The following is a 21,377-nucleotide window of genomic DNA, read 5'->3' as shown; positions in this document are numbered from 1 at the left end:
GGAATATATAGTACTATAGTTATAGTATGTGTACGAAGGAGGGAAGCAATGGAGAAGAAAAAGGATTCGATAAATAAATCTACAACTGATAAATTAGCCAATTGGTTGATGTTAACATCACTTGGTCTCATCTGTACAATTAGCGGCATTATCATTTACCAATATGCTCAGACTTATGCCCAATCTTCTAAAGTTAAGCCGCAATTACAAACGACTTTTGTTGAAAGTTCTGTTGTTTTCAAAGATGTAAAGAAGGTGATGATGGATAGTCTTCCATCACAGAGTGTGGAGAAGGAATTAGATGCAGGTCTTATATCTTACAAAGATACAGAGCAATCACCTAGCAATGGTAATCAAACTTCGATACCAGAACCAAATAATCAAAGCTCCGCAAAAATAGGATCAACATCAAGTTCTTCTGAAGCGACCTCTTCTAAACAAGTATCAACACCAGCAGTAAAACAAATAAGTTTTGGTGGCTATGCAACAAGCATTGTACCTAAACCAAAATCGAAGCACCCAACCTCTAAACCAAAACCAAAGTCAAAGTCAAAACCGAAGCCAACGCCAAAACCAGAACCAAAACCGAAACCCGCACCGAAACCAAAACCAGAACCAAAACCGAAACCAGAACCAAAACCAGCACCAGCACCAAAACCAATACCAACACCGAAGCCAGAACCAAAACCAGAACCAAAACCAGAACCAAAACCAGAACCAAAACCAGAACCAAAACCAGAACCAAAACCAGAACCAAAGCCAGAACCAAAACCAGAACCGAAGCCAAAGCCCAATGACAAAGGAAAAGACAAAGGTAAAGGAAAAGACAAAGGTAAAGGAAAAGACAAAGGCAAAGGAAAGGGCAAAGGAAAAGGAAAAGGCAAAGGAAAAGATAAAGGCAAAGGAAAAGATAAAGGCAAAGGAAAAGATAAAGGCAAAGGAAAAGATAAAGGCAAAGGAAAAGATAAAGGCAAAGGAAAAGATAAAGGCAAAGGAAAAGACAAAGGTAAAGGAAAAGACAAAGGTAAAGGAAAAGACAAAGGAAAAGGCAAAGGCAAAGACAAAGGCAAGGACAAAGGTAAAGGAAAAGACAAAGGAAAAGATAAAGGCAAAGGAAAAGATAAAGGCAAAGGAAAAGATAAAGGCAAAGGAAAGGGCAAAGACAAAGGAAAAGGCAAAGACAAAGGCAAGGACAAAGGTAAAGGAAAAGACAAAGGAAAAGACAAAGGAAAAGATAAAGGAAAAGATAAAGGAAAAGATAAAGGAAAAGGAAAAGGTAAAAAGAAAGAATAAAGGTAAAAGCAATGTTATCTCTTCTATTAAATATTAAGTTTTGCAAAAATATCCGATCCCTATTCTAGAAGGTCGGATATTTTTATTTAAGGGACTATAAGACTCATTCTTATGGATATATGAGATGCTTAAACAAAATAGACTTTAATATCGTTTATTAACAGAGTTAAAATCATTAACTGTATTCAAAACTTAAGTTGTTTTAGATCTTCGTTCTTTTTTATCTCTATAAATCATATACAGAATGCAAATACATATGACTGCTACTGGTATCATAATAGTAGTTCCTATAAACGGGTACGCAGCTAGGCATAAAATACAAGAAAGGGCTGCTAAAACCTTCCCGATGAGGTGTTTAATTAGCTTAGCTCCGGCAGCTGTGCCAATAACATAGGTAGCAATGGCTAAAGAATTTGGAATAAACACCAATTGGTCCAATCTTAAATGAAATATAAAACTGATAATTAATCCTGCTATCGCAAATAGCCCTACTAGTAATACTGCATGTCGAGGTACAGAATTTTTTTTATCATAATGATCCAACCACTTTGGAGCGGTCTTATTATGAGCTAAAGAATACCCCAATCGACTAATGCTAGCGACATAAGCATTATTTGTACCCAAGCATATAGTAAAAGCTACAATACCTAATATCCACGTACCATTTACTCCTCCGACTTTTCTTACAACTTCAGCCAAAGCAGCGTTATTTATAGATTGAATAGCTGAGTTTTCGCCAGCAACATAAGATTGTGTGCCGATGACAGCTAAAACAATTCCTAAATATAAAACTCCAACAATGATAATAGCTCCCCAAGTTGACTACAAGATATTTGTTTTTCTAGGATTTTTAAATTCAGGAGCTAGACTAGATATAGCTTCCCACCCAAAGAAAGACCAAAATATCAACATCGCTGATTGACCTATGGGTATAATACTATCTTTGTTAATAGCCCATGAAAATTGACTGAATTGAAAGTGGGGAATGGATAGCAAAGTGGTTCCTAACAATATAAGAAAGGTAAGAGTTGTAACAATAAGCTGGACCATTCCACTGGACTTCGGACCATAATAATTTCCTATTACTGCAATGATCAGTATGATCAATCCAATTAGGTAAGTTGTAAAGAACGGTAAATGGAAAGCAAAAGATATATATACTCCACCAGTTAGTGCAACAATAATCTGCCCAAAGCTCCCTGCTATAAAATACAACCAACCCGAAAGTGCTCCGACATAACGGCCAAATGCCTGATTTGCAAACGTTGAAACGCCACCTGCACTTGGATAGTCGATGGACAAAAAAGCAAAAGTGCAGGCCAATGGAATACTCAGCAAAATCATTCCTATCCACGATACCAATGCATTTGAACCTGCTATGCCTGCTGTTATACCAGGTAAGATTAGAATTCCAGATCCCAATACTGCTCCTACATATAGAGCAGTTCCTTGAGGGATGGAAATCGTTTGTTTAAACGAATTTGCCACCTCGATCCTCTCCTTATATCTTTTCGTACTTGGATTATAGAATATAAAAGGTATACTTTATATAAATAAGTGAATGGATTATCTTGGTTATGGTTAACTATTTGAATGAAAAAACTCGTTTATCTTTACAAAATATTAAATGGAGGGATAGGTTTGGATACAATAGATTATAAGTTGTTAGAACTTCTTCAAAAGAATGGAAGAATGACTATCGCTCATTTGTCTAAAGAGCTAAACTTCAGTCGTCCAAGCGTTAATGAACGGCTATCCCGTTTGCAGGACAGCGGTATTATTGAGGGATTTACAGCAAAAATTTCACCAGAGAAAATAGGGAGAGTAGTGCAGGCTATCATCCAAATTGGAAATCTTAAAATAGCGTGTCGTCAATTTGAAGAACTTATTAAACAAGAAGAGGGGATTCTTGAATGTCACAGAGTTTCAGGAGTAAACAGTTACTTCGTGAAAGTGGCAGTTAACTCCATACAACATTTAGAAGCTCTTGTAGATCGTCTCGTTCCATATGGTCAAGTAAATACATCTATCGTCTTTTCTTCTCCCATTCCTTATCGAGAAATACTGCCTCAAAGTGAGTAGCTCACCATTGAGGTTACGGTAAGCTAAAAACAAAATAATGCCCCAAATGTATCCAATTTTTTATTTTCATCATTCATTTCTCTTAATTTGATGGATTCGTCCTTATACCCCTTAAAGGAGTATAAAATAAACATTCCTTGACAGGAATATTCCTAATGAGTTATATTGAATGCAGATGGAAATGAACGACATTGGGTAAATTGATAATGTAAGAAAAAGTATGCAAAAATGTGGGAGGCAATGTGATGGCTAACAAAATGACATCTAAAGTAGAAGGTAATGTACTAACATTAGAGCGAGTTTTTGATGCACCACGAGAATTAGTATTTGAAGCGTATTCGAAAGAAGAACACTTAAAACAATGGTGGGGACCACGTGGTTGGACGCTTACGGTTTGCAATATCGATTTTCGCCCAGGCGGCATTTGGCACTACTGTATGAAATGTGAAGATAAAAATCAAGGCGATTTCTATGGGATGGAATCGTGGGGAAAAGCGGTATATGATGATATCGTAACAGCAGAAAAAATAGCTTATACCGATTATTTCTCCGATGAAAATGGTAATGAAACAGAAGGTATGCCTTCCAGTAACATTACTTTATTGTTTATCGAGCAAGGCGGTAAGACAAAACTGGTGACCAAAGCGAAGTATGAAACACCAGAAGCACTGCAAGCTGTTATCGATATGGGAATGGAGCAAGGTATTTCGGAGACAATGGATCGTTTGGAAGAACATTTGCAGGCGTTATCATAATGGCAAATGCCATAAACTTGGTTGTTGTTGTATTGTTAAGCGGTTGGTGTTGATATATTCCCAAAAAAGCAGACAGATGAAATAATAAAATCTGCCTGCCTTTTTTGGGTTTTTCTGTTATTGGAAGTATATGATTAACATTCCTCTGTTGAAATATGGAATCTAGAGTTTGTCAATATTATTCTCTCATTCAAATAACGAGTGGGATATTCGCACAATAACAGGACTTAATTTTCATAATTTATCGTCTACATAAATGGGAATATATAGTACTATAGTAATAGTATGTGTTTGGAGGAGGGAAGCTATGGAGGAAAAGAAGGATTCGATGAATAAATCACCAAATGATAAATTGGTCAGATGGTTGAAGTTAACATCACTTGGGCTCATCTGTACAATTGGTGGCATTATTATTTACCAATATGCTCAGACTTATGCCCAATCTTCTACAGTTAAGCCGAGATTACAAACGACCTTAGTAGAAAGTTCTGTTGTTTCTAGAGAAGTAGAAAAGGAAATGATGGATACTCTTCCATCTCAAAGTGTGGAAAAGGAATTGGACGCAGGTCCTATATCTTACAAAGATACAGAGCAGCCATCAACCAATAGTAATCAAACTGCGACACCAGAAGCAAATAATCAAAGCTCAACAAAAGTAGAATCAAAATCAGATTCTTCTCCAGCAATTTCTTCTAAACAAGCATCAACACCAGCAGTAAAACCAGCAGTAAAACCAACAAGTTTTGGAGGCTATGCAACAAGTATTGTACCGAAAACAAAACCAAAGCACCCAACCTCTAAACCAAAACCGAAACCAAAGCCAGAACCGAAGCCAAAACCAAAGCCAACACCAAAACCAAAGCCAGAACCGAAGCCAAAACCAAAGCCAACACCAAAACCAAAGCCAGAACCGAAGCCAAAACCAACACCAAAACCAAAGCCAGAACCGAAGCCAAAGCCAACACCAAAACCAAAGCCAGAACCGAAGCCAACACCAACACCAACACCAGAACCAAAACCAGAAAAATCTTGCGTTACTCTATATGAAGACATTCATTTTCGAGGCGCATCTATAACATTTTGTTCAAATGATAAAACTCTTGTAAACAACAAAAGTAAACATTTGAAATATGGCAAAAAGAATTGGAATGACGTGGCATCTTCTATAAAAGTTTCTGGTGATGGCAATGGAATCATTTTTTATCAAGATATCAAATTCGGTGGACGCAGCTGGAAGTTAAAACCCGGAGAAAAATTGTCTGATCTTACTAAGTACAAGCTTGGTAAAGGTACTTGGAATGATGTTATCTCATCGATTAAGATATTATAAGGTTCGTAAAAATATCCAATCCCTATTTTTAGATGATTGGATATTTTGCTATATTCCGCTTATATTTGATTCAAATGAAATCAGCTACATTAGACAAAGTGATAATGTAAGGGTATAAATTTTAGTGTTCTGGTGGATCAATGCCCATCATAATTATGCCCTCCTTTCCTATCCCTCTGAATTGCCTTCATATATATTAGTTCTTATCATAAATGCTTTTTCCTCTTGCTTTTTACCTGATAAGATAAGTTAAGTAATGAAAAATAAATAGTAAATAATAAGAAAAATAGAGACTTAAGAAATATTCTTAAGTCTCTAGATGTATAAGGGTATAAATTTTAATTTTCTGGTGGGTCAACCCCAATCATCATAATTATACCCTCCTTTCCAACAATTTCTTTCTAATTTGAAATAATTGTACAGTATGTTTCTGAAATTCGGTTTCATCCGAAATAGCTTCAAAACAGATACATAAATTGGTCAATATTTCAGATTCTTTTGAAAGGAAATTATTTTGCTGGGCAATTTCTTCAGCCTGTTTATACAGATTAATTGCCTCCGTATGCAGCTTTTGCTGTATACACCATTGTCCCATTGCCATCAATGATTCAGTCAGTGCAAGATCATCTTTATATAATCTACTAATTTCAATGGCATCTTCAATGTATTGTTTAGCATCTTGCAATTTATTCTGCTGAATCAACAATGTTCCAAGATTAACATAATGAAAGGGATAAAGAAATTCTTCTTTTACTTTTGGTCGGATATCCAACGCTTTAAAATAAAATTTTTCTGTGTTTTCATAATCCCCTATATTGTAATAAATCGTGCCCATTGTTGTCCATAATGTAAAAACACGATCAAAGTCATTATTTAACCATGCTATTCTTATCCCTTTTTCACATTCTTCCACTGCTTTATAAGGCATTTCTAATTCATTTAACAGCTTTGCATACATTCTGTACATTTTCACGATAACAGAGGTTCTAACATTTTGAAATACTTCGGAAGTGTTCTTGATTTCACTAATAGCAATTTTTAGTTCTTCAAGTGCTTGTAAAGCTTCTTCTTTACGATTTAACGCCACAAGGTAGATTGCTCTGTTAAGTAATAGGAAGTATTTACGATATTTTCTTTTCCCATCTTCAACAAAGCATTCTATCCCTTCCGTGACATATTGCAAAGCTTCTTTGTTTTGATTTAGGAAGTGTGCAATACTTCCAAGTTCATTGTAACATGCTGATTTGATATTTGAGAGTCTCAGCTCAGGGTGTTCAGTCAACTTTTCATCAATAAGCTTAATTGCTTCAAGAAGATGTTTTTGGGATTGGTTCCATTGTTTCTTTTCGAAATAGTATCTTCCGAAAAGATATTGACCAATGGGAGCTAGGGTACTTTTTGCCTCAATATCGTAATAACACTTCAATTGTTTTAGCCTCTCAAGAGCCTTATCTGGATTAGCAACGACTATCTCTTCAATTTCTAGTAAATCTAGTTTGGCTTGTTTTTCTCTTTTTTCTAACTCACTCACAATGCCGAAGAGCTCATCTTTTATTCCTAAAAATTCGGCGTAACATATGATATTATCCTCTCTTGCTTTGTGACTTCCATTTTCAATATTGCTGACTGTCGCTTCTGAAAGACCAGTGGCTTCTGCTACTTCTCGTTGGCGATATCCCTGATCTTTACGCGTTTGACGAAAAATTTCTCCCATTTTTTCTTGGTTATAGATGAACTTAAGCAAAAAAATCACTCCCATTTGATTTATTTTAAAGATGGATAAACAATTTTTAAATTTATGACGTGATTTGCTAGATTTGATAGTATTTAAATTTTTCCATTAAAGAAACATGCCATAATATTAAAATTGAAATTATATTCTGAATATTTTATAATGGACTTAAGATTTCAACAAGAAACGTATCAGGAGAAGCAAAATGAATGGATGTAAATCTTAAAAGTGATAGAAGTCCATGATTTACAGTATTAATATATAGCAATATATCAAAATTTGCTATATATATTTTTGGAATATTCAACTTTTTCTGGGCGTTAATTTTAAGTGGATTTGTTGTAATATCATTTTCTATTAAAGAATTGCGTTGCACTATAGCTTCTAAATCATAGTGTTGATGAAGGAGAGGGAGATGAGATGGTGAGTAAAGGAAATCTTGTTTTATCAATCGACGAGGAATTGAAAAATGTAATCACCTTGGCGTTGGTTAAGTATCAAAAAGAAGTAGAAGAAAAAATGATGGTACAGAGAAGCCAACTGCGAGCAGCTTTATTTCTAGAAAGAAAAGGACAGATACAAAGAGCTTTGCGGAAAATAAATCCCATTAACAAAAATTTACTTCCTTCACTAACAGTGGAGAAACAAGGAGGGACAAGGTGAATATGCGGAAAATGGATGGAAACTGCTCCATCAGCAGTATGACAATATCAGCTGACAAAAACAGCAATGCAGCAGCGAATAAAATCCAATTTTCTTTATCTTTTAAGCGGGTAAAACGGCAAGAGAATATTCAAGTTTGCTTGAAAACACCCAATGGTATCTTGGAACTTGTTATGAATGAAGTTCATAAAACGAAAATGTCTAATGGGATGATAATCGTTCACGGTAAAAGTTTTGATGAAAATAAATCATTGTAGTACCACTCTTTGACCTAAACAGGAAGGAGATAGTTGGTAAATGAACATCAATGATTCAGACACAAACAAATTCGAATTAAACCAAACACTAGAATTGGGTAAAAATTTAGCGGAATATTTCGTTTATTCATGTGGTGAAGGGGAACATTACGTTTCTCTTATCACGAGGTTAAGAGAAGCACAAACGCGATCATCCATCATTGAGTCTATCTATGTACTCCTCAAATATGGTCATCTTCAATTGAAATGCACCATGAAGACAATGAATCGAGTCAAGATGGAGAGGTTGTTCCGTTTTATTAAAAAAGGACAAGCCAAAGATGTCCTGCGCTTTCATTCTGACCTCACAACCTTTATTTTTGCCTTTGAACTGGAAAAGATTCGAGAGCAAGAACGTTATTTATTGCAGTTGCTTAGCTAGAAGTCGTTGATGATGAATTTTAAAAAAACACAATAAGGCAGAATTAAAGGTTATTGCTGAGCGAGAAGGTTTATCTTTCGTTCAACTCGTATTAGCTTGGACGATTCGCGACACATCAATAGCAAGCGCGATTGTTGGCGCAAGTTGCCCTGAACAAATTGAACAAAGTGTCAAGGCTAGTGGAATTTCACTTCAAAGGGAGACAGTGGACGGAATAAACAAACTATTGTTAAAATAACCATTCATTAGAATTCTGGAGTTGATATAATTGAGTAAAGAAAGATTCACAGCGCCCGTAACCATCTATTTGTTTTTCATCAAAAACGAAGAAATACTTCTTCTTCGTCGTTATAACACAGGCTATGAAGACGGGAACTATAGCGTGGTAGCAGGTCATCTGGACGGTGGGGAAACGGTTAAAGAAGCCGCTGTTCGCGAAGTAAAAGAAGAAGCTGGAGTAGATGTGACAGCGGAAAATGTTGAAATCGTTGGTGTTATGCACCGGAGAGCGGCAGATGAAAGAGTGGATTTCTTTGCGGTTGTGAAGGATTGGGGTGGAGAAATACAAAATCTCGAACCGCATAAGTGTGATGATTTACAATTTTTCCCATTAAACAATTTGCCTTCCAATGTGATACCTTATATTTCAAGAGCTATTGAAAACTACAAAGAGAATCGATGGTTTGATAGCTATGGTTGGGAAGCTGAGAAATTAGTGCATCGTTCATAGTACATAAAGAGAGGCTTATAGGGATATTATAAGTCTCTTTTTGTGATGTGTATTATTAGTTATGAAGTTCATCGAAACGATCCTTTCCTTTTTCTCGTTTTCGAGATAATCCTTCTCTTTATTCCGTTTTGCTTCTATCCCTGTCAGATCAATTTCAAAAATCTGATTAAAATGAAAATGATTTCTTTTCAGAGTGAATAAAATGATATAATTAGGAAAAATCAGAAATAGGGATTTTTCATCCTTCTTTCAGAATAGATGCATAAAGATTACAATAAATAGAACTATTTGACTGATTAAACAACAACTCTGTCACAGGGTGATATAGGAAGGAGACAATCATGGAACAGGTGCTATTTTTTCAAAACGCTTTCTTAGGTGATCTACAGCAAGAAATAAATGACTGGATTGCAGCAAATCACGATGTGTATGAAATTTTGGATATTAAATTTGATTCCTATTATAAAACGCCGCATTATCCAGAAGCATATTATACAGCAATGATTATTTATGAGAAGAAGAACAATTAATCGTGGCAGAAGCACAATTTGACAACAAATAGGATTTATCTTACTTATTAGCCCTATTGTAGAGTATTACAAACTACGAAGCATCTTTGAGAGGAGAGTGCAGAATGAACAAGTGTAAAAGATGTGGTAAAAAGTACACCGTGAATTCTGCATACACAGCTTTTATTACTGCATTAGGAGTTCGTGGACATCACTTTGACTATTGTCTTGAGTGTTTGAAAAACGACGATGAGTATAGAGAATATTGCACGAATGTTTGGATAGTAACAGGAGTTGATATTTTCGCTTCCAGATTCTATCCATTAGAAGGGAACTAGAAGAATGTATAAATGTGAAATTCACATGCGTCTTTATTCCCGATTTTTTCAGAGATGGGTTTGTCATGAATGTAATTTGCCTTTTGTTCCTAAAGCCCACATACCTTTGATATTTGATAAAAAAAGCTATGGAATAAAATCTGTTCTTTATTCTATGGATGAACAAAAGTTTGTCATTGTGAGTTACGATTACGATTTTTATTCAGATGAAGAAAAATGTAAAAAAACGGTAGAAGAGTATGTGAGAAATGGATGGAACATAAGTGATATCGATCCTGAGCGCAGTAAGTGGTGAAAAAACTTAATAGTTGGAAAATGAACCGCATTTGTTCAATTGTTAGCAACCACTGTTTTGAGTGTAAGAACTATGTATGAAGGAGGATTTGATGAATAAGAAGAAAATTTTCCAGCGTATTGTGCGATTTGCATGTATTTTGGTTCTTACTTTTAGTTTATTAGCAGGATGCACTCCGACAGCAGACAAAGTTGCATCCCAAAAATTTGTTCCTTACACACAGAGTCAGATCGATTCAACGAACTTTAACTACAATTTTCTGAGCCTTGTGAATCAAAGATATGCCATCGATCTTAATGTCCAATTTCCTGTAACGCTTTCAAATTACCAAAAAATTAACGAAGAGCTTCAACAGAAGGTACTTTCTGGAGAACTTAAGCCCGATCAAATTCAAAATGAATATGTAAAAATAATTAACAATCAACTTGTTGACTTTGCAAACAAGAAACAAAAATATATTCAAGAAATAAATAAAAAAGCTTTTTTATTACAAAGTGACATAGGAAAGTTACCTAAAAAGGACCAACTTACAGCAAAACAGGCATTAAACGATTTCATTACCGTTACCAACGATGAAATCAAAATGTATCAACAATTACCGGAAGTTTTAAAAAGCAGTATAGATATTGGAAAGAAAACCACGAAAGCAAATGAACCTTCCATTGCTGTAAGCAAATTCTTTGGTACTACTCCAGTGTATGCTGAAGAAAAAAGTGAGAATTGTCAATGTTCGGTAACTACGGAATACCTCAATCCCCAACTAAAGAAAATCACCACCCTTTGTATTTGTAAAATCTATATCGAGTATCAAAAAAAAATCAAAAAAGTTATTAAGGATGAACAAACATTTGCAAAATCGCTGGCTAAATTTCTTGAGTTTGTAGCACAAAATGTGAAACCAATAGCAATAAGCAAAGGAAAATTTCAGACAAAAGATGGTGCGATTATTCAGGGACAAGTAATTAAAAAAGTGAATAATGTACCTAAAATACTCCCTGCTCCTGAAAAAATGGACTTGAATACGGTTGCCAAAGTACGACATGAGCTAGGGATACCAGCAATTGGAGATGATTACGTTTTAAAGGAATTAAAATACTTGAAAGCGGAACAGACAGTTGCCGTTTTAAAAGCGGATGGAGTACAAGTATGGGGAAGAAACGGTTGGGGGGCTGACCAGGGTGGATACAAATCAATGAGGACAGCTTGGTTAAAAAGTGGTGGCCAAAGAAGTATGAGTGCTACAAATAATCAAACCGTTTTCCATGCGGAAGGAGATGCTTTTTGGAATCTATACCAATACAGGAAGCAACACAACATACTAGGCGGAACAGCAACTTTAGTGGTGGACCGCCCATTTTGTACCGCTTGTGGTGACTCGAGAGGAGTACAGCAACTAGTTGAAGAAGTTGGGTTAGACAAGTTAATTGTGATCACACCATCAGGAAAAGAAACTATAACACCTAGACCTGGTAAGCAAAGAAAGACTTGGTAAACAAAAAAGGAGTTTCTAAATGGAAAAGTGGACTTTAAACATAGAAGGAAAATCCCAAACGATAGATAACCCTAGCTGGGAACAGATTTATCAAGTGTTAACACATATAGATGGCGAGACATTTACTCAAGCAGATCTCGAATTAACAGGGACCGGATTTTTAATGATTTGGGGTGGGGATTTGATAGAGGACAGACAGGTGTACGCTGTAGAGTACTATCCAGAAGATGATCAACTAGGGACTAGCCAACTAGTGAATCCACATGTTACTCCAAATGATGAATATCTCTATATTACAGTGGAACAAGTAGGAATTGATTTTCCAGCAGAATATTGCGTTGAGTTTCCGGACGTTGTAGCGGCATTTAAACACTTTTTTGAAACGGGAAAGTTAAGCCAAGATTTGATTTGGTTTTAACAGTCTCATAGACGCAGTTAATTTTCGTTTATTTGTGGTCAGCTCCCAGCTTTTTTATTTTATGGATATAAACTCTGGCATTCTGCTAATGGAAAGCACCCCCTAATAATAGATGAGATTACCCACAGGGTTATCATGGTCTATTTTAGAGGGTGCGTATTTTTTGTTTATAACAATTCTTCTAATTCATCCAAGTAGCCTTCATAAACATCAAATGCAGAGCGGATGGGGTCAGGTTTGGTCATATCTACACCTGCACGCTGTAAGACTTCGATCGGGCCTGCGGAACTACCAGATGACAAGAAGGTGAGATAGCGGTCAACTGCTGGTCTGCCCTCTTCTAAGATTTGTTTGGCAAGTGCGGTAGCTGCACTCGTCCCTGTTGCGTATTGATACACATAGAAATCATAGTAAAAATGAGGGATTCGAGACCATTCTAGGCCGATTTGTTCATCCACGATGATGTCAGTGCCAAAATATTTTTGGTTTAGTTCATAGTAGATTTTGGTCAATGTATCAGCAGTCAATGCTTCCCCATTTTGTGCTCGTTGATGGATGATGAGTTCAAATTCAGCGAACATCGTCTGACGGAAGACCGTTCCGCGGAATTTATCTACTTGATGATTTAATAGGTAGAGTCGGTCATTTCGGTCTTTTGTAGTTTGAAGCAGGTAGTCTCCTAAAATTGCCTCATTACAAGTAGAAGCTACTTCTGCAACAAAGATGGAATAATCTCCGTAAACATAAGGTTGAGTTTTCCGTGTGTAATAGCTGTGCATGGAGTGTCCCATTTCATGCGCGAGGGTAAACATGTTATCCATACTATCTTGCCAGTTTAATAACACAAATGGGTTCGTACCATAGGTACCAAAAGAATATGCGCCACTGCGTTTTCCTTGGTTTTCATATACATCGATCCAACCATCACGAAAAGCTTGGTGCAAGGTATTGCTATACTCTTTTCCTAGTGGAGAAAGCCCAGTGATGACGATGTCTTTGGCTTCATCATAAGTGATCTTTTTTGGTGTGTGCTGGATAAATGGAGTGTAGAGATCATACATATGAAGCTTTTTCACACCCATTGCTTTTTTTCGGAGATTGATATAGCGGTGCAGCAAAGGTAAGTTTTCATGAACGATCGCGATTAATTGATCGTACACTTTTTCTGGAATATTGTAACCGCTGAGTGACCGCTGCCGAGCAGAATCATAGTGTCGTAAGCGGGCGATGAGATTGTGTTTTTTTACATGAGAAGAAAGGGTACTCGCAAATGTATTTTTTAACCCGCCATAGGTTTCATAGATAGCATGAAAAGTATCTTTACGAACGCGATCATCCGTATTTTCCAAGAGTTGAATCATCCGGCCATGAGTGATCTCGATTTCTTCCCCATTCTCATCTTTGATGGTAGGGAATTTGATATCGGCGTTATTGAGTAAGCCATATGTATTCCGTGATGCACCTAACACTTCACTAGCTTCCGCAAGCAGAGCTTCTTCTTTGGCAGATAATACATGTGGACGGAAACGATCCAATTCTTCCAGTTCATAAGCATATAGCTGTAATTTTGGCTCTGATTGTAAAAATTTCTGAATCGTGTTTGCTGGTATGGCTAATATTTCCGGACGCATATAAGAAAGTGCACTGCCTGCTTCTGTCGTCAAGCTGGTGGCGCGATCGTTGAATGCTTGATAGTGGGAATTGGTCGTGTCTTGATCGTAACGCATACGGGCATAGACAAATAGTTTGCCGATGCGCTGGGAAAGTTCATCTCGAGTGGAAAGTGCTTGATAAAATGTAGAAGCGGAGTCTGCTAGTATTCCTTCAAACTGTCGTAAATTTGGAATCAATTTCTTTACAGCAGCAAATTCTGCTTCCCAAGCATCATCAGTAGGGAAAATCGTTTCTAATTTCCACTGAGTAGCTTTGTCTTGCTCAGAACGTAATGGTAATTTGGACATCAAAGGGTCCTCCTAAAGGGTGAAAATATGGTCATTTACTTTATTTATTATAGCAGAGTGGAAGCAGAAATTAGAAAACTGACCCGATATTGGGTCAGTTTATTTTTAATTTGGTGGGGAACCGTCTGTGCACTTCTGTCGCCAGAAGTGCACAGACGGTAAGGGGTTACTTCTTCTTGAACGGCCTCTTCGCCCAGAGGTCTCGGCCGCCACCCTTCCAGACCGCGACACCGAGCACGATCAAACCGATGATTACGAAGAAGTCCCTCATGTCACTCTGAGTGACATCGGGAACGTTCATCCAGATCAGCAGCTTGCCCAGCCACCAACCTATCTGACCCCATATCCAGAGGTACAGCGTGATCGGCAGCATCAGTACCCTCGCGATGGACGAAGCGAGCGGCGAGGACGGTCCAAAGATGTTCATAATTCCCCTTCCCACAAAAACGATGTTTCCATCGAGTAACTTCATCATAATAGAGAAATATTTAAATTTCAACATATTTACTTTAATAATAAAATGAATCATAAAAATGTATCATCTTACTTCTACACTAGCCTTTTCCAACAAAAATGGATATGATAAGGACGTAATGTTTTCAAGGAGGAAAAAGGCACAATGACATTAAAAATGCATGAAATACGTGAACTTATTCGTTTAATTGATGAATCTTCTATTGATGAATTTGAGCTTGAAAAAGATGGAGAGAAAGTAGCAATTAAGAAGGCAAAAGCAGAAGTGATCACTGGACAAGTTACCGCACCTGTTCCTTTTGTGCCACAAGCCGTTGCCCCAGTACAAGTAGCAGAGGCAACGACACCAGCTGTATCTACCCCTGCTGAGGAATCAACAGACAGCAACTTACATAAAATTGTTTCACCAATGGTAGGGACGTTTTATCGTGCGTCTTCTCCAGATTCCGATCCTTATGTAAAAGAAGGAGATGCCATCAACAGTAACTCAGTAGTCTGTATTGTCGAAGCTATGAAGTTGATGAATGAGCTAGAAGCAGAAGTAAGTGGTACCATTGAGAAAGTACTAGTAGAGAATGGACAGCTAGTAGAGTATGGTCAAGCCCTATTTCTTGTGAAACCTTCTTAGGGAAGGAGGAGACAATGATGTTTAAAAAAATATTAGTAGCCAACCGTGGAGAGATTGCGGTTCGAATTATTCGAGCATGCCGTGAGCTCGGGATTGCGACTGTTGCCATTTATTCCGAAGCAGATCGAGAAGCTCTCCATGTAACCCTTGCAGATGAAGCATATTGTGTCGGTCCAGCAATGTCCCGTGACAGCTATCTGAACATGACCAATATTATGAGTGCTGCAACATTGTTAGAAGTCGATGCGATTCATCCAGGTTACGGTTTTTTGGCAGAAAACGCTGCTTTTGCAGAGTTATGTGCCAGCTGTAATATTATCTTTATCGGTCCATCTCCAGAAGCGATTGTTAAAATGGGAGACAAAACAACTGCACGGGAAACGATGATGGATAGCGGTGTACCAGTTGTACCAGGTACCGAAGGTGTCATCAAAGATATCCAAGTAGCATTGGAAACAGCCAAAGAAATCGGTTTCCCTGTTATCGTCAAAGCGACGGCTGGCGGTGGCGGAAAAGGAATGCGAGTCGTATACAGCGAAGAAGAACTAGTGAATGCAGTGAATCTCGCACAGAAAGAAGCAGAAGCTAACTTTGGAAATCCCGGTGTATACTTGGAAAAATTCCTTGTCGAACCTCGGCATATTGAGATTCAAGTTTTAGCAGACAATCATGGCAATGTCATTCATCTTGGGGAAAGAGATTGTTCGATTCAACGGCGTTATCAAAAATTGATCGAGGAAGCTCCATCTCCTGCAATTTCTCCCGAAATAAGAGAAAAGATGGGTCAAGCTGCGATTTCAGCAGCAAAATCAGTAAACTATTCCGGAGCAGGTACCATTGAATTTCTATTTGATCGTGACCAAAACTTTTATTTTATGGAGATGAATACTCGAATTCAAGTAGAACACCCTGTTACAGAGTTAATTACTGGTGTAGACTTAGTAAAAGAGCAAATTTTAGTAGCAGCAGGACATCCGTTATCTGTCACTCAAGAAGATATCCAAATCAATGGTTGGGCTATTGAATGTCGCATTAATGCGGAACGACCAGAGAAAAACTTCCTTCCTTCTCCTGGGACGATACAATTTTATCTGCCTCCCGGTGGAACAGGTGTGCGAGTTGATAGCGCATGTTATCCGGGGTATACTATTACCCCCTACTACGATTCAATGGTTGCGAAATTGATCGTTTGGGGTAAAGATCGAAATGAAGCTGTTGCGAGAATGAGCCGGGCACTTACTGAATTTGCTATTCAGGGAGTGCATACCACCATTCCTTTCCATATCAAAATGATGTCTCAACCTAACTTTGTAGAGGGAGATTTTCATATTCAGTTTTTGGAAGGGATAAACTTGTTCGAAGAAGGTGAAATATGATGGAACGTGTAGGGCCTTTAGGAAAAGTGGAGATTGCACCAGAAGTGCTTGAGATAATAGCTGGAATGGCAGCTTCTAAAGTGGAAGGTGTCAGTGGCATGAAAGGTGGGGTAGTCGGAGATATCAACCAACTACTCGGACGTAAAAACTTACGACAAGGTATTCAAGTAGCTTTAGACGAGCAAACTGCCATTCAAGTATCGATCATTGTCGAATATGGATACCATATTCCTAACGTCGGTCAAGAAGTGCAAGAACAAGTAAAATCAGCAATTGAAGCGATGACAGGTATTGTTGTGGATCAAGTTATCGTTCAAGTAGAAGGAATTCGTGTTCCACAACCTGAGAAACCGAAAGAGAAACAAGAGAAGCCAAATCGTTTAAAATAAGGATTGTTATGCAAAAAAGTGTTGGTTCTTTTGTACTATAAAAGATTGTTATAAAGATACCGAGCCTTTTGGCTCGGGATTTTTTTGGAGGTGAAAGACCTATGAGTCGTCGGTTAGTTCGTGAGCTCGTTATTCAACGCCAATATCAACAATTAGTGCACCCCGAAGATCAGGGGGATATTTTTGCACCGAATGAAGCAAAGCTTTCTAGTGAGGATAAAAGTTACTATGAGATCGTGCGAAATGGAATAACAACACATATGGAAGAGATTGATCCTTACATCCGTCGGTATGTAAAAAGCGGATGGTCACTCGATCGTCTTTCCATCGTTGATCGAGCAGTTCTCCGTTTGGCAGTTTATGAATTGCTCTATCAAAAGGATATCCCTTCCAAAGTCGTTGTGAATGAAGCAATAGATTTGGCAAAAGCATTTAGTGGTGAAGAAGCTGGACGTTTTGTAAATGGTATTCTCGGCAAGATTATTGCTGAGTTAGAGGTGAAGAAATAACTTTTCCAAATGTCCCTCCTCCCCCTCTTTCTACTGCTAAGTTATTTTTGCGTGCTCGATCGATATAATCTGCTAACGTAACATTTGTTACTTTGGCAATTTCCTCAATCGGTGCATGATGCAAAATATTCATTTCCGATCCAAAATGCGATATAAGCTTGGAAATAGTTTTCTGACCTACTTTCGGAATAAAAGCTAAAGGTATTTGGTGGATATAGGGTGGACGGTTTTTTGGAGATGTAGAAAGTTGATCTCTTATCATTTCAATACGATCTTTTACTCCAGTCACTTCTTTGATGCTGCCACAATTAGGACAGGTCTCTTTGGCTGTCTCTTTTTGAAGCTCACAGACCAGGCAAAAAGTTTGATAATATTTGCCTAATCGTGGATTTAGTCCATAATTGGCAACAATTTTTCTGCCTCTCTTTTGTTGCAGCACATACGTAAATTCTTGGAAACTAGGTTCTTTTACCAAAAATTCATTGTACTCTCTTCCGATTTTTGGGAGGGAATGAGCATCTGAATTTGTTAAAAATGGTAGAGATGCTAATTCGCTGATCTGATCTGCCATTAAGGTATCTGCACTCAATCCTATCTCCACTGCGTCTAGTAAAGATATATCCAATAGATTTCTGATGGAAGTTGTCGCACTTCCGTATAGACTTTTAAAAGGAGTAAAAATATGTGCAGGTACCACTAAACCTTGCAAGCTTTTTACTTTAGCCATGAAAGCCGATACAGGTTGATAGAGCCGCTGGGTGCTGAGTTGGACATTTTTCATATGCAATTCCAGCCATGCTGTAAACTGTTTGATTGACTTTAGCGTTGGAAAGTAAGCCAACATGTGAAAAGGAGCCGTATTCGGTTCCCTGCACTCTACTTCGACTCCCAGCAAACAAACCGTATTTTGATATACAATTCCGCCATCTGGATGTTCTTGATAGATACCTTCGGCAAGGCCAGCTTGAATTTCTGCTTGAACAGGCGGAGAATGCGCATCGATAATACCAATCATAGACAAGCCTTTATTTCCACTTGCCTCTTTTACGACATGACGGAAGGTCATATTACGGGCAGCAGTTATTTTCACAGGTAAATTGCTTTCGGTTCTTCCTAGGTGGATATGAAGGTCAGCAAATATCCGGTTCATCTTCTACTCCTCCTAGCTAAATAGTTACATGTTTCCAAACAAATGGTAAACTATAGATATTATATAAAGAGGTGAAACAAGAATGCCAGCAAAAATTATTAGTGGAAAACAAATAGCAGCAGATATTCGTCAAGAGTTAAAAGCAGAAGTAAGTGAGTTGAGGAAAAATCAGATTTTTCCTAAATTAGTAGTAGTTTTAGTAGGAAATCATCCTGCGTCTGAATCTTATGTCAAAGGAAAAATCCGTGCAGCCGAAGAGATTGGTATGGAGTCTGTTTTGATTCGTTTAGAAGAGACGATCAGTGAACAAGAACTATTGGATAAAGTAGAGAAGTTGAACCAAGATACTACTGTTCATGGGATATTGGTTCAACTTCCATTGCCAAAACAAATTTCAGAGCAGCGCATCATTGAAGCAATTGCTGCGGAAAAAGATGTCGATGGTTTCCATCCTGAGAGTGTTGGCCGGATGGTGATAGGGTTAGAGACCTTTTTGTCTTGTACACCACAGGGAATCATCGAGTTACTTGAAAGAACCGATGTGCCTATCCAAGGAAAACATGCTGTTGTAGTGGGCAGAAGTAATATTGTAGGAAAACCTGTAGCCATGCTGTTATTGCAGAAAGATGCGACGGTGACCATCTGTCACTCAAAAACAAGTGATTTAGCAGCTATTACCAAACAAGCAGATATTTTGATCGCTGCAGTAGGACGTGCAGAAATGATCACACGTGATCATGTAAAACCTGGTGCAGTCGTCATTGATGTTGGGGTGAATAGAACGGAAGAAGGATTAGTTGGAGATGTTAAGTTTGATGAAGTAAGCGAAATTGCATCTGCGATCACACCAGTTCCGGGTGGTGTGGGCCCTATGACAATTACTATGTTAATGGCGAACACGATTGAATCTGCAAAAAGGCATGCAAGATAATGGCCAAAGAGGTATGGACGGTACGCCAGTTAGTAGCCCATCTTACCTCACTTGTTACCAAAGATCCTAAGTCACAGTCACTTCGGGTTGAAGGTGAAATTTCTAACTTTACTCATCATGCAAGCGGCCACATGTACTTTACTTTAAAAGATGAATCAGCGAGAATGCGGGTTGTCTTTTTTGCTCGGTTTGCTAGATATTTGTTGTTTAAACCGAAAAATGGAGATAGAGTTACAATTCGTGGACAGCTTGATGTGTATGATCGTGATGGACAAGTGCAGATTCGGGCGTTGGAAATGCGAAACAGCGGTCAAGGAGATTTGTTTACCCGATTTCAATCTCTCAAAGAACAGTTAGAGAAAGAAGGGGTTTTCCATCGCGAGAAACTTCCTTTACCTCTTCATCCAAAGCGGATTGGCTTAATCACTTCGCCACATGGAGCGGCTGTCAGAGATATGGTCACTACTTTGCAACGTCGTTATCCACAAGCAAATGTTTTACTCTACCCTGTACAAGTTCAGGGCGATGTGGCAGCTTGGGAAATTTCACAAGCTATTGAAGAAATGAATCGACGGGTTGAAGTGGATGTGTTGATTGTTGGGCGTGGTGGAGGCTCGATTGAAGAATTATGGGCTTTCAATGAGGAAATCGTCGTAAGGAATATTGCAAATTCTACCATCCCGATTATTTCTGCTGTTGGTCATGAAACAGATACGACACTCAGTGATTTTGCAGCGGATGTTCGGGCTGCTACTCCAACTGCAGCAGCAGAGTTAGCTGTGCCGAATCAAGAAGACTTAAAGATGAGATTTTCCTCTCTTGCTTCGAGATTAGCTCTACTGCCTAAAAAGCTGCTAGATTCTCGTCGTACTGAGGTTAATCGACTGATAGAACGACCGATTTTTCAGCATCCCAATCGTAAATTGATCCCTCACCAAGAGAAATTTCAATACTTGACAAAGCGATTGAACCAAACGTTAGCAACCAATTATTCGAGAGAGGATCGAAGATTAGAACGATTTATTCACCAACTGGAATCTCGCCAGCCTCGAACACAAGTTGCAAATGCTAAGGCTAAATTGGAACGAATTTCGAGGGAGAAAGACTATTTGTTTCAGCAATCACTGGAACAGAAAGAGAAGCGATTTGAAAGACTTATTACACGTTTAGAATCGGTAAGCCCTCTCGCTGTAATGAAACGGGGATATTCATTAGTATATCGTTTATCTGGAAATGAGTTAGTTACCTCTGCTGAACAAGTGAACCCTGGCGATTTGATTGATGTACAACTCGCAGAAGGGAAATTAAAGTGTCAGGTATGGAAGAAGGAGGAATGAACATGAGCGATTTAACTTTTGAACAGGCAATGGAGCGATTGGAAGAAGTTGTAGCCCAATTGGAACATGGTGATATCCCTTTGGAAGAAGCGATTAAGTTATATGGAGAAGGTACAAAGTTAGCAGGCATTTGTCGTAAGAAGTTGGATTGGGCAGAGCAACAAGTGGAAATATTGGTAGAAGAGAACGGTGAATGGACGAAAAAGCCATTTCAGCCTATTCGAGAAGAAAATACATAAGTGCCTGTTGCATGATTCAACGCAAAAATGCATATGTGATTGGGAGCGTCCTTTGTGTTTTTTCGTAG

General features: G+C 38.1%; 25 protein-coding genes and 1 pseudogene. 21 read left to right on the top strand and 5 right to left on the bottom strand.

Annotated elements, in window-relative coordinates:
- Positions 1–48 precede the first annotated feature (48 nt).
- Positions 49–1,293, top strand: coding sequence for a hypothetical protein (locus tag AC5WOE_RS05715; RefSeq protein WP_496052125.1), 1,245 nt, complete (start codon positions 49–51; stop codon positions 1,291–1,293).
- A 192-nt stretch (positions 1,294–1,485) separates the two neighbouring features.
- Here the strand turns inward: AC5WOE_RS05715 and AC5WOE_RS05710 are convergent.
- Positions 1,486–2,781, bottom strand: a pseudogene (locus AC5WOE_RS05710) (APC family permease).
- A gap of 153 nt (positions 2,782–2,934) precedes the next feature.
- On the opposite strand from AC5WOE_RS05710, the gene AC5WOE_RS05705 reads away from it, so the two are divergent.
- The 3 genes from AC5WOE_RS05705 to AC5WOE_RS05695 all read left to right on the top strand — a co-directional run bounded on the left by AC5WOE_RS05705 (position 2,935) and on the right by AC5WOE_RS05695 (position 5,460).
- Positions 2,935–3,375, top strand: coding sequence for an Lrp/AsnC family transcriptional regulator (locus AC5WOE_RS05705; RefSeq protein WP_496052124.1), 441 nt, complete (start codon positions 2,935–2,937; stop codon positions 3,373–3,375).
- Positions 3,376–3,620: 245 nt separating this feature from the next.
- The gene (locus tag AC5WOE_RS05700; protein ID WP_496049673.1) at positions 3,621–4,130 is read left to right on the top strand and encodes an SRPBCC domain-containing protein; all 510 of its coding nucleotides are present in this window, start codon (positions 3,621–3,623) and stop codon (positions 4,128–4,130) included.
- Between the two features lie 307 nt (positions 4,131–4,437).
- Positions 4,438–5,460, top strand: a complete 1,023-nt coding sequence (locus AC5WOE_RS05695; RefSeq protein WP_496052123.1) for a beta/gamma crystallin family protein — start codon at positions 4,438–4,440, stop codon at positions 5,458–5,460.
- 373 nt (positions 5,461–5,833) lie between these two features.
- Here AC5WOE_RS05695 and AC5WOE_RS05690 read toward each other — a convergent pair whose 3' ends face one another.
- Complete coding sequence (locus tag AC5WOE_RS05690; protein WP_496052122.1) at positions 5,834–7,204, bottom strand: helix-turn-helix domain-containing protein; 1,371 nt, start codon at positions 7,202–7,204, stop codon at positions 5,834–5,836.
- 411 nt (positions 7,205–7,615) lie between these two features.
- Here AC5WOE_RS05690 and AC5WOE_RS05685 point away from each other — a divergent pair, with 411 nt between their 5' ends.
- From AC5WOE_RS05685 to AC5WOE_RS05640, 10 genes are all read left to right on the top strand, one after another.
- Complete coding sequence (locus AC5WOE_RS05685) at positions 7,616–7,855, top strand: hypothetical protein (RefSeq protein ID WP_496049676.1); 240 nt, start codon at positions 7,616–7,618, stop codon at positions 7,853–7,855.
- The gene (locus AC5WOE_RS05680) at positions 7,852–8,112 is read left to right on the top strand and encodes a hypothetical protein (protein WP_496049677.1); all 261 of its coding nucleotides are present in this window, start codon (positions 7,852–7,854) and stop codon (positions 8,110–8,112) included. Before AC5WOE_RS05685 ends, AC5WOE_RS05680 begins: the two co-directional genes overlap by 4 nt.
- Before the next feature lie 40 nt (positions 8,113–8,152).
- Complete coding sequence (locus tag AC5WOE_RS05675) at positions 8,153–8,533, top strand: hypothetical protein (RefSeq protein WP_496052121.1); 381 nt, start codon at positions 8,153–8,155, stop codon at positions 8,531–8,533.
- 16 nt (positions 8,534–8,549) lie between these two features.
- Positions 8,550–8,771: an aldo/keto reductase gene (locus AC5WOE_RS05670; RefSeq protein ID WP_496052239.1), complete on the top strand. Its 222-nt coding sequence runs from the start codon at positions 8,550–8,552 to the stop codon at positions 8,769–8,771.
- A gap of 30 nt (positions 8,772–8,801) precedes the next feature.
- Entirely contained in the window at positions 8,802–9,263 is a 462-nt protein-coding gene (locus tag AC5WOE_RS05665) for an NUDIX hydrolase (protein ID WP_496052120.1), read from the top strand.
- A 341-nt stretch (positions 9,264–9,604) separates the two neighbouring features.
- Positions 9,605–9,793, top strand: a complete 189-nt coding sequence (locus AC5WOE_RS05660) for a hypothetical protein (RefSeq protein WP_496052119.1) — start codon at positions 9,605–9,607, stop codon at positions 9,791–9,793.
- A gap of 104 nt (positions 9,794–9,897) precedes the next feature.
- Entirely contained in the window at positions 9,898–10,110 is a 213-nt protein-coding gene (locus AC5WOE_RS05655) for a hypothetical protein (RefSeq protein WP_496049681.1), read from the top strand.
- Between the two features lie 4 nt (positions 10,111–10,114).
- Complete coding sequence (locus AC5WOE_RS05650; protein ID WP_496052118.1) at positions 10,115–10,405, top strand: hypothetical protein; 291 nt, start codon at positions 10,115–10,117, stop codon at positions 10,403–10,405.
- Positions 10,406–10,496: 91 nt separating this feature from the next.
- Positions 10,497–11,897: a hypothetical protein gene (locus AC5WOE_RS05645; RefSeq protein ID WP_496052117.1), complete on the top strand. Its 1,401-nt coding sequence runs from the start codon at positions 10,497–10,499 to the stop codon at positions 11,895–11,897.
- 19 nt (positions 11,898–11,916) lie between these two features.
- Positions 11,917–12,315, top strand: a complete 399-nt coding sequence (locus tag AC5WOE_RS05640; RefSeq protein ID WP_496052116.1) for an Imm1 family immunity protein — start codon at positions 11,917–11,919, stop codon at positions 12,313–12,315.
- Positions 12,316–12,482: 167 nt separating this feature from the next.
- Here the strand turns inward: AC5WOE_RS05640 and pepF are convergent, their stop codons facing one another.
- Together pepF and AC5WOE_RS05630 are read right to left on the bottom strand one after the other, a co-directional pair.
- Entirely contained in the window at positions 12,483–14,276 is a 1,794-nt protein-coding gene (gene pepF / locus AC5WOE_RS05635) for an oligoendopeptidase F (protein WP_496052115.1), read from the bottom strand.
- Between the two features lie 166 nt (positions 14,277–14,442).
- Positions 14,443–14,703, bottom strand: coding sequence for a hypothetical protein (locus AC5WOE_RS05630; protein WP_496049685.1), 261 nt, complete (start codon positions 14,701–14,703; stop codon positions 14,443–14,445).
- A gap of 192 nt (positions 14,704–14,895) precedes the next feature.
- Here AC5WOE_RS05630 and accB point away from each other — a divergent pair, with 192 nt between their 5' ends.
- From accB to nusB, 4 genes are all read left to right on the top strand, one after another.
- Positions 14,896–15,378, top strand: coding sequence for an acetyl-CoA carboxylase biotin carboxyl carrier protein (gene accB / locus AC5WOE_RS05625; RefSeq protein ID WP_496049686.1), 483 nt, complete (start codon positions 14,896–14,898; stop codon positions 15,376–15,378).
- A 17-nt stretch (positions 15,379–15,395) separates the two neighbouring features.
- The gene (accC, locus tag AC5WOE_RS05620) at positions 15,396–16,754 is read left to right on the top strand and encodes an acetyl-CoA carboxylase biotin carboxylase subunit (RefSeq protein WP_496049687.1); all 1,359 of its coding nucleotides are present in this window, start codon (positions 15,396–15,398) and stop codon (positions 16,752–16,754) included.
- Positions 16,754–17,143, top strand: coding sequence for an Asp23/Gls24 family envelope stress response protein (locus tag AC5WOE_RS05615; protein WP_496052114.1), 390 nt, complete (start codon positions 16,754–16,756; stop codon positions 17,141–17,143). Before accC ends, AC5WOE_RS05615 begins: the two co-directional genes overlap by 1 nt.
- Before the next feature lie 101 nt (positions 17,144–17,244).
- Positions 17,245–17,652, top strand: a complete 408-nt coding sequence (gene nusB, locus AC5WOE_RS05610; RefSeq protein WP_496049689.1) for a transcription antitermination factor NusB — start codon at positions 17,245–17,247, stop codon at positions 17,650–17,652.
- On the opposite strand, the gene AC5WOE_RS05605 is transcribed toward nusB, so the two are convergent.
- A complete protein-coding gene (locus tag AC5WOE_RS05605) occupies positions 17,624–18,802 on the bottom strand; it encodes an endonuclease Q family protein (RefSeq protein ID WP_496052113.1) in 1,179 nt (392 codons plus the stop codon). The two genes, nusB and AC5WOE_RS05605, sit on opposite strands and share 29 nt — an antisense overlap.
- An 82-nt stretch (positions 18,803–18,884) precedes the next feature.
- On the opposite strand from AC5WOE_RS05605, the gene folD reads away from it, so the two are divergent.
- From folD to xseB, 3 genes are read left to right on the top strand one after another with little or no spacing between them, the layout of a single operon-like run.
- Positions 18,885–19,733, top strand: coding sequence for a bifunctional methylenetetrahydrofolate dehydrogenase/methenyltetrahydrofolate cyclohydrolase FolD (gene folD, locus AC5WOE_RS05600; RefSeq protein ID WP_496049691.1), 849 nt, complete (start codon positions 18,885–18,887; stop codon positions 19,731–19,733).
- On the top strand, positions 19,733–21,070 hold the full coding sequence (gene xseA / locus AC5WOE_RS05595) for an exodeoxyribonuclease VII large subunit (RefSeq protein ID WP_496052112.1): 1,338 nt from the start codon (positions 19,733–19,735) through the stop codon (positions 21,068–21,070). The genes folD and xseA overlap by 1 nt, the downstream gene beginning before the upstream one ends.
- Entirely contained in the window at positions 21,067–21,309 is a 243-nt protein-coding gene (gene xseB, locus AC5WOE_RS05590; RefSeq protein ID WP_496049956.1) for an exodeoxyribonuclease VII small subunit, read from the top strand. Before xseA ends, xseB begins: the two co-directional genes overlap by 4 nt.
- Positions 21,310–21,377 lie beyond the last annotated feature (68 nt).

Source organism: Shimazuella sp. NTD248 (assembly GCF_059510395.1).
The sequence above is the reverse complement of the archived record's forward strand: the minus strand, read 5'-3'. Positions and strand labels throughout refer to the sequence as shown.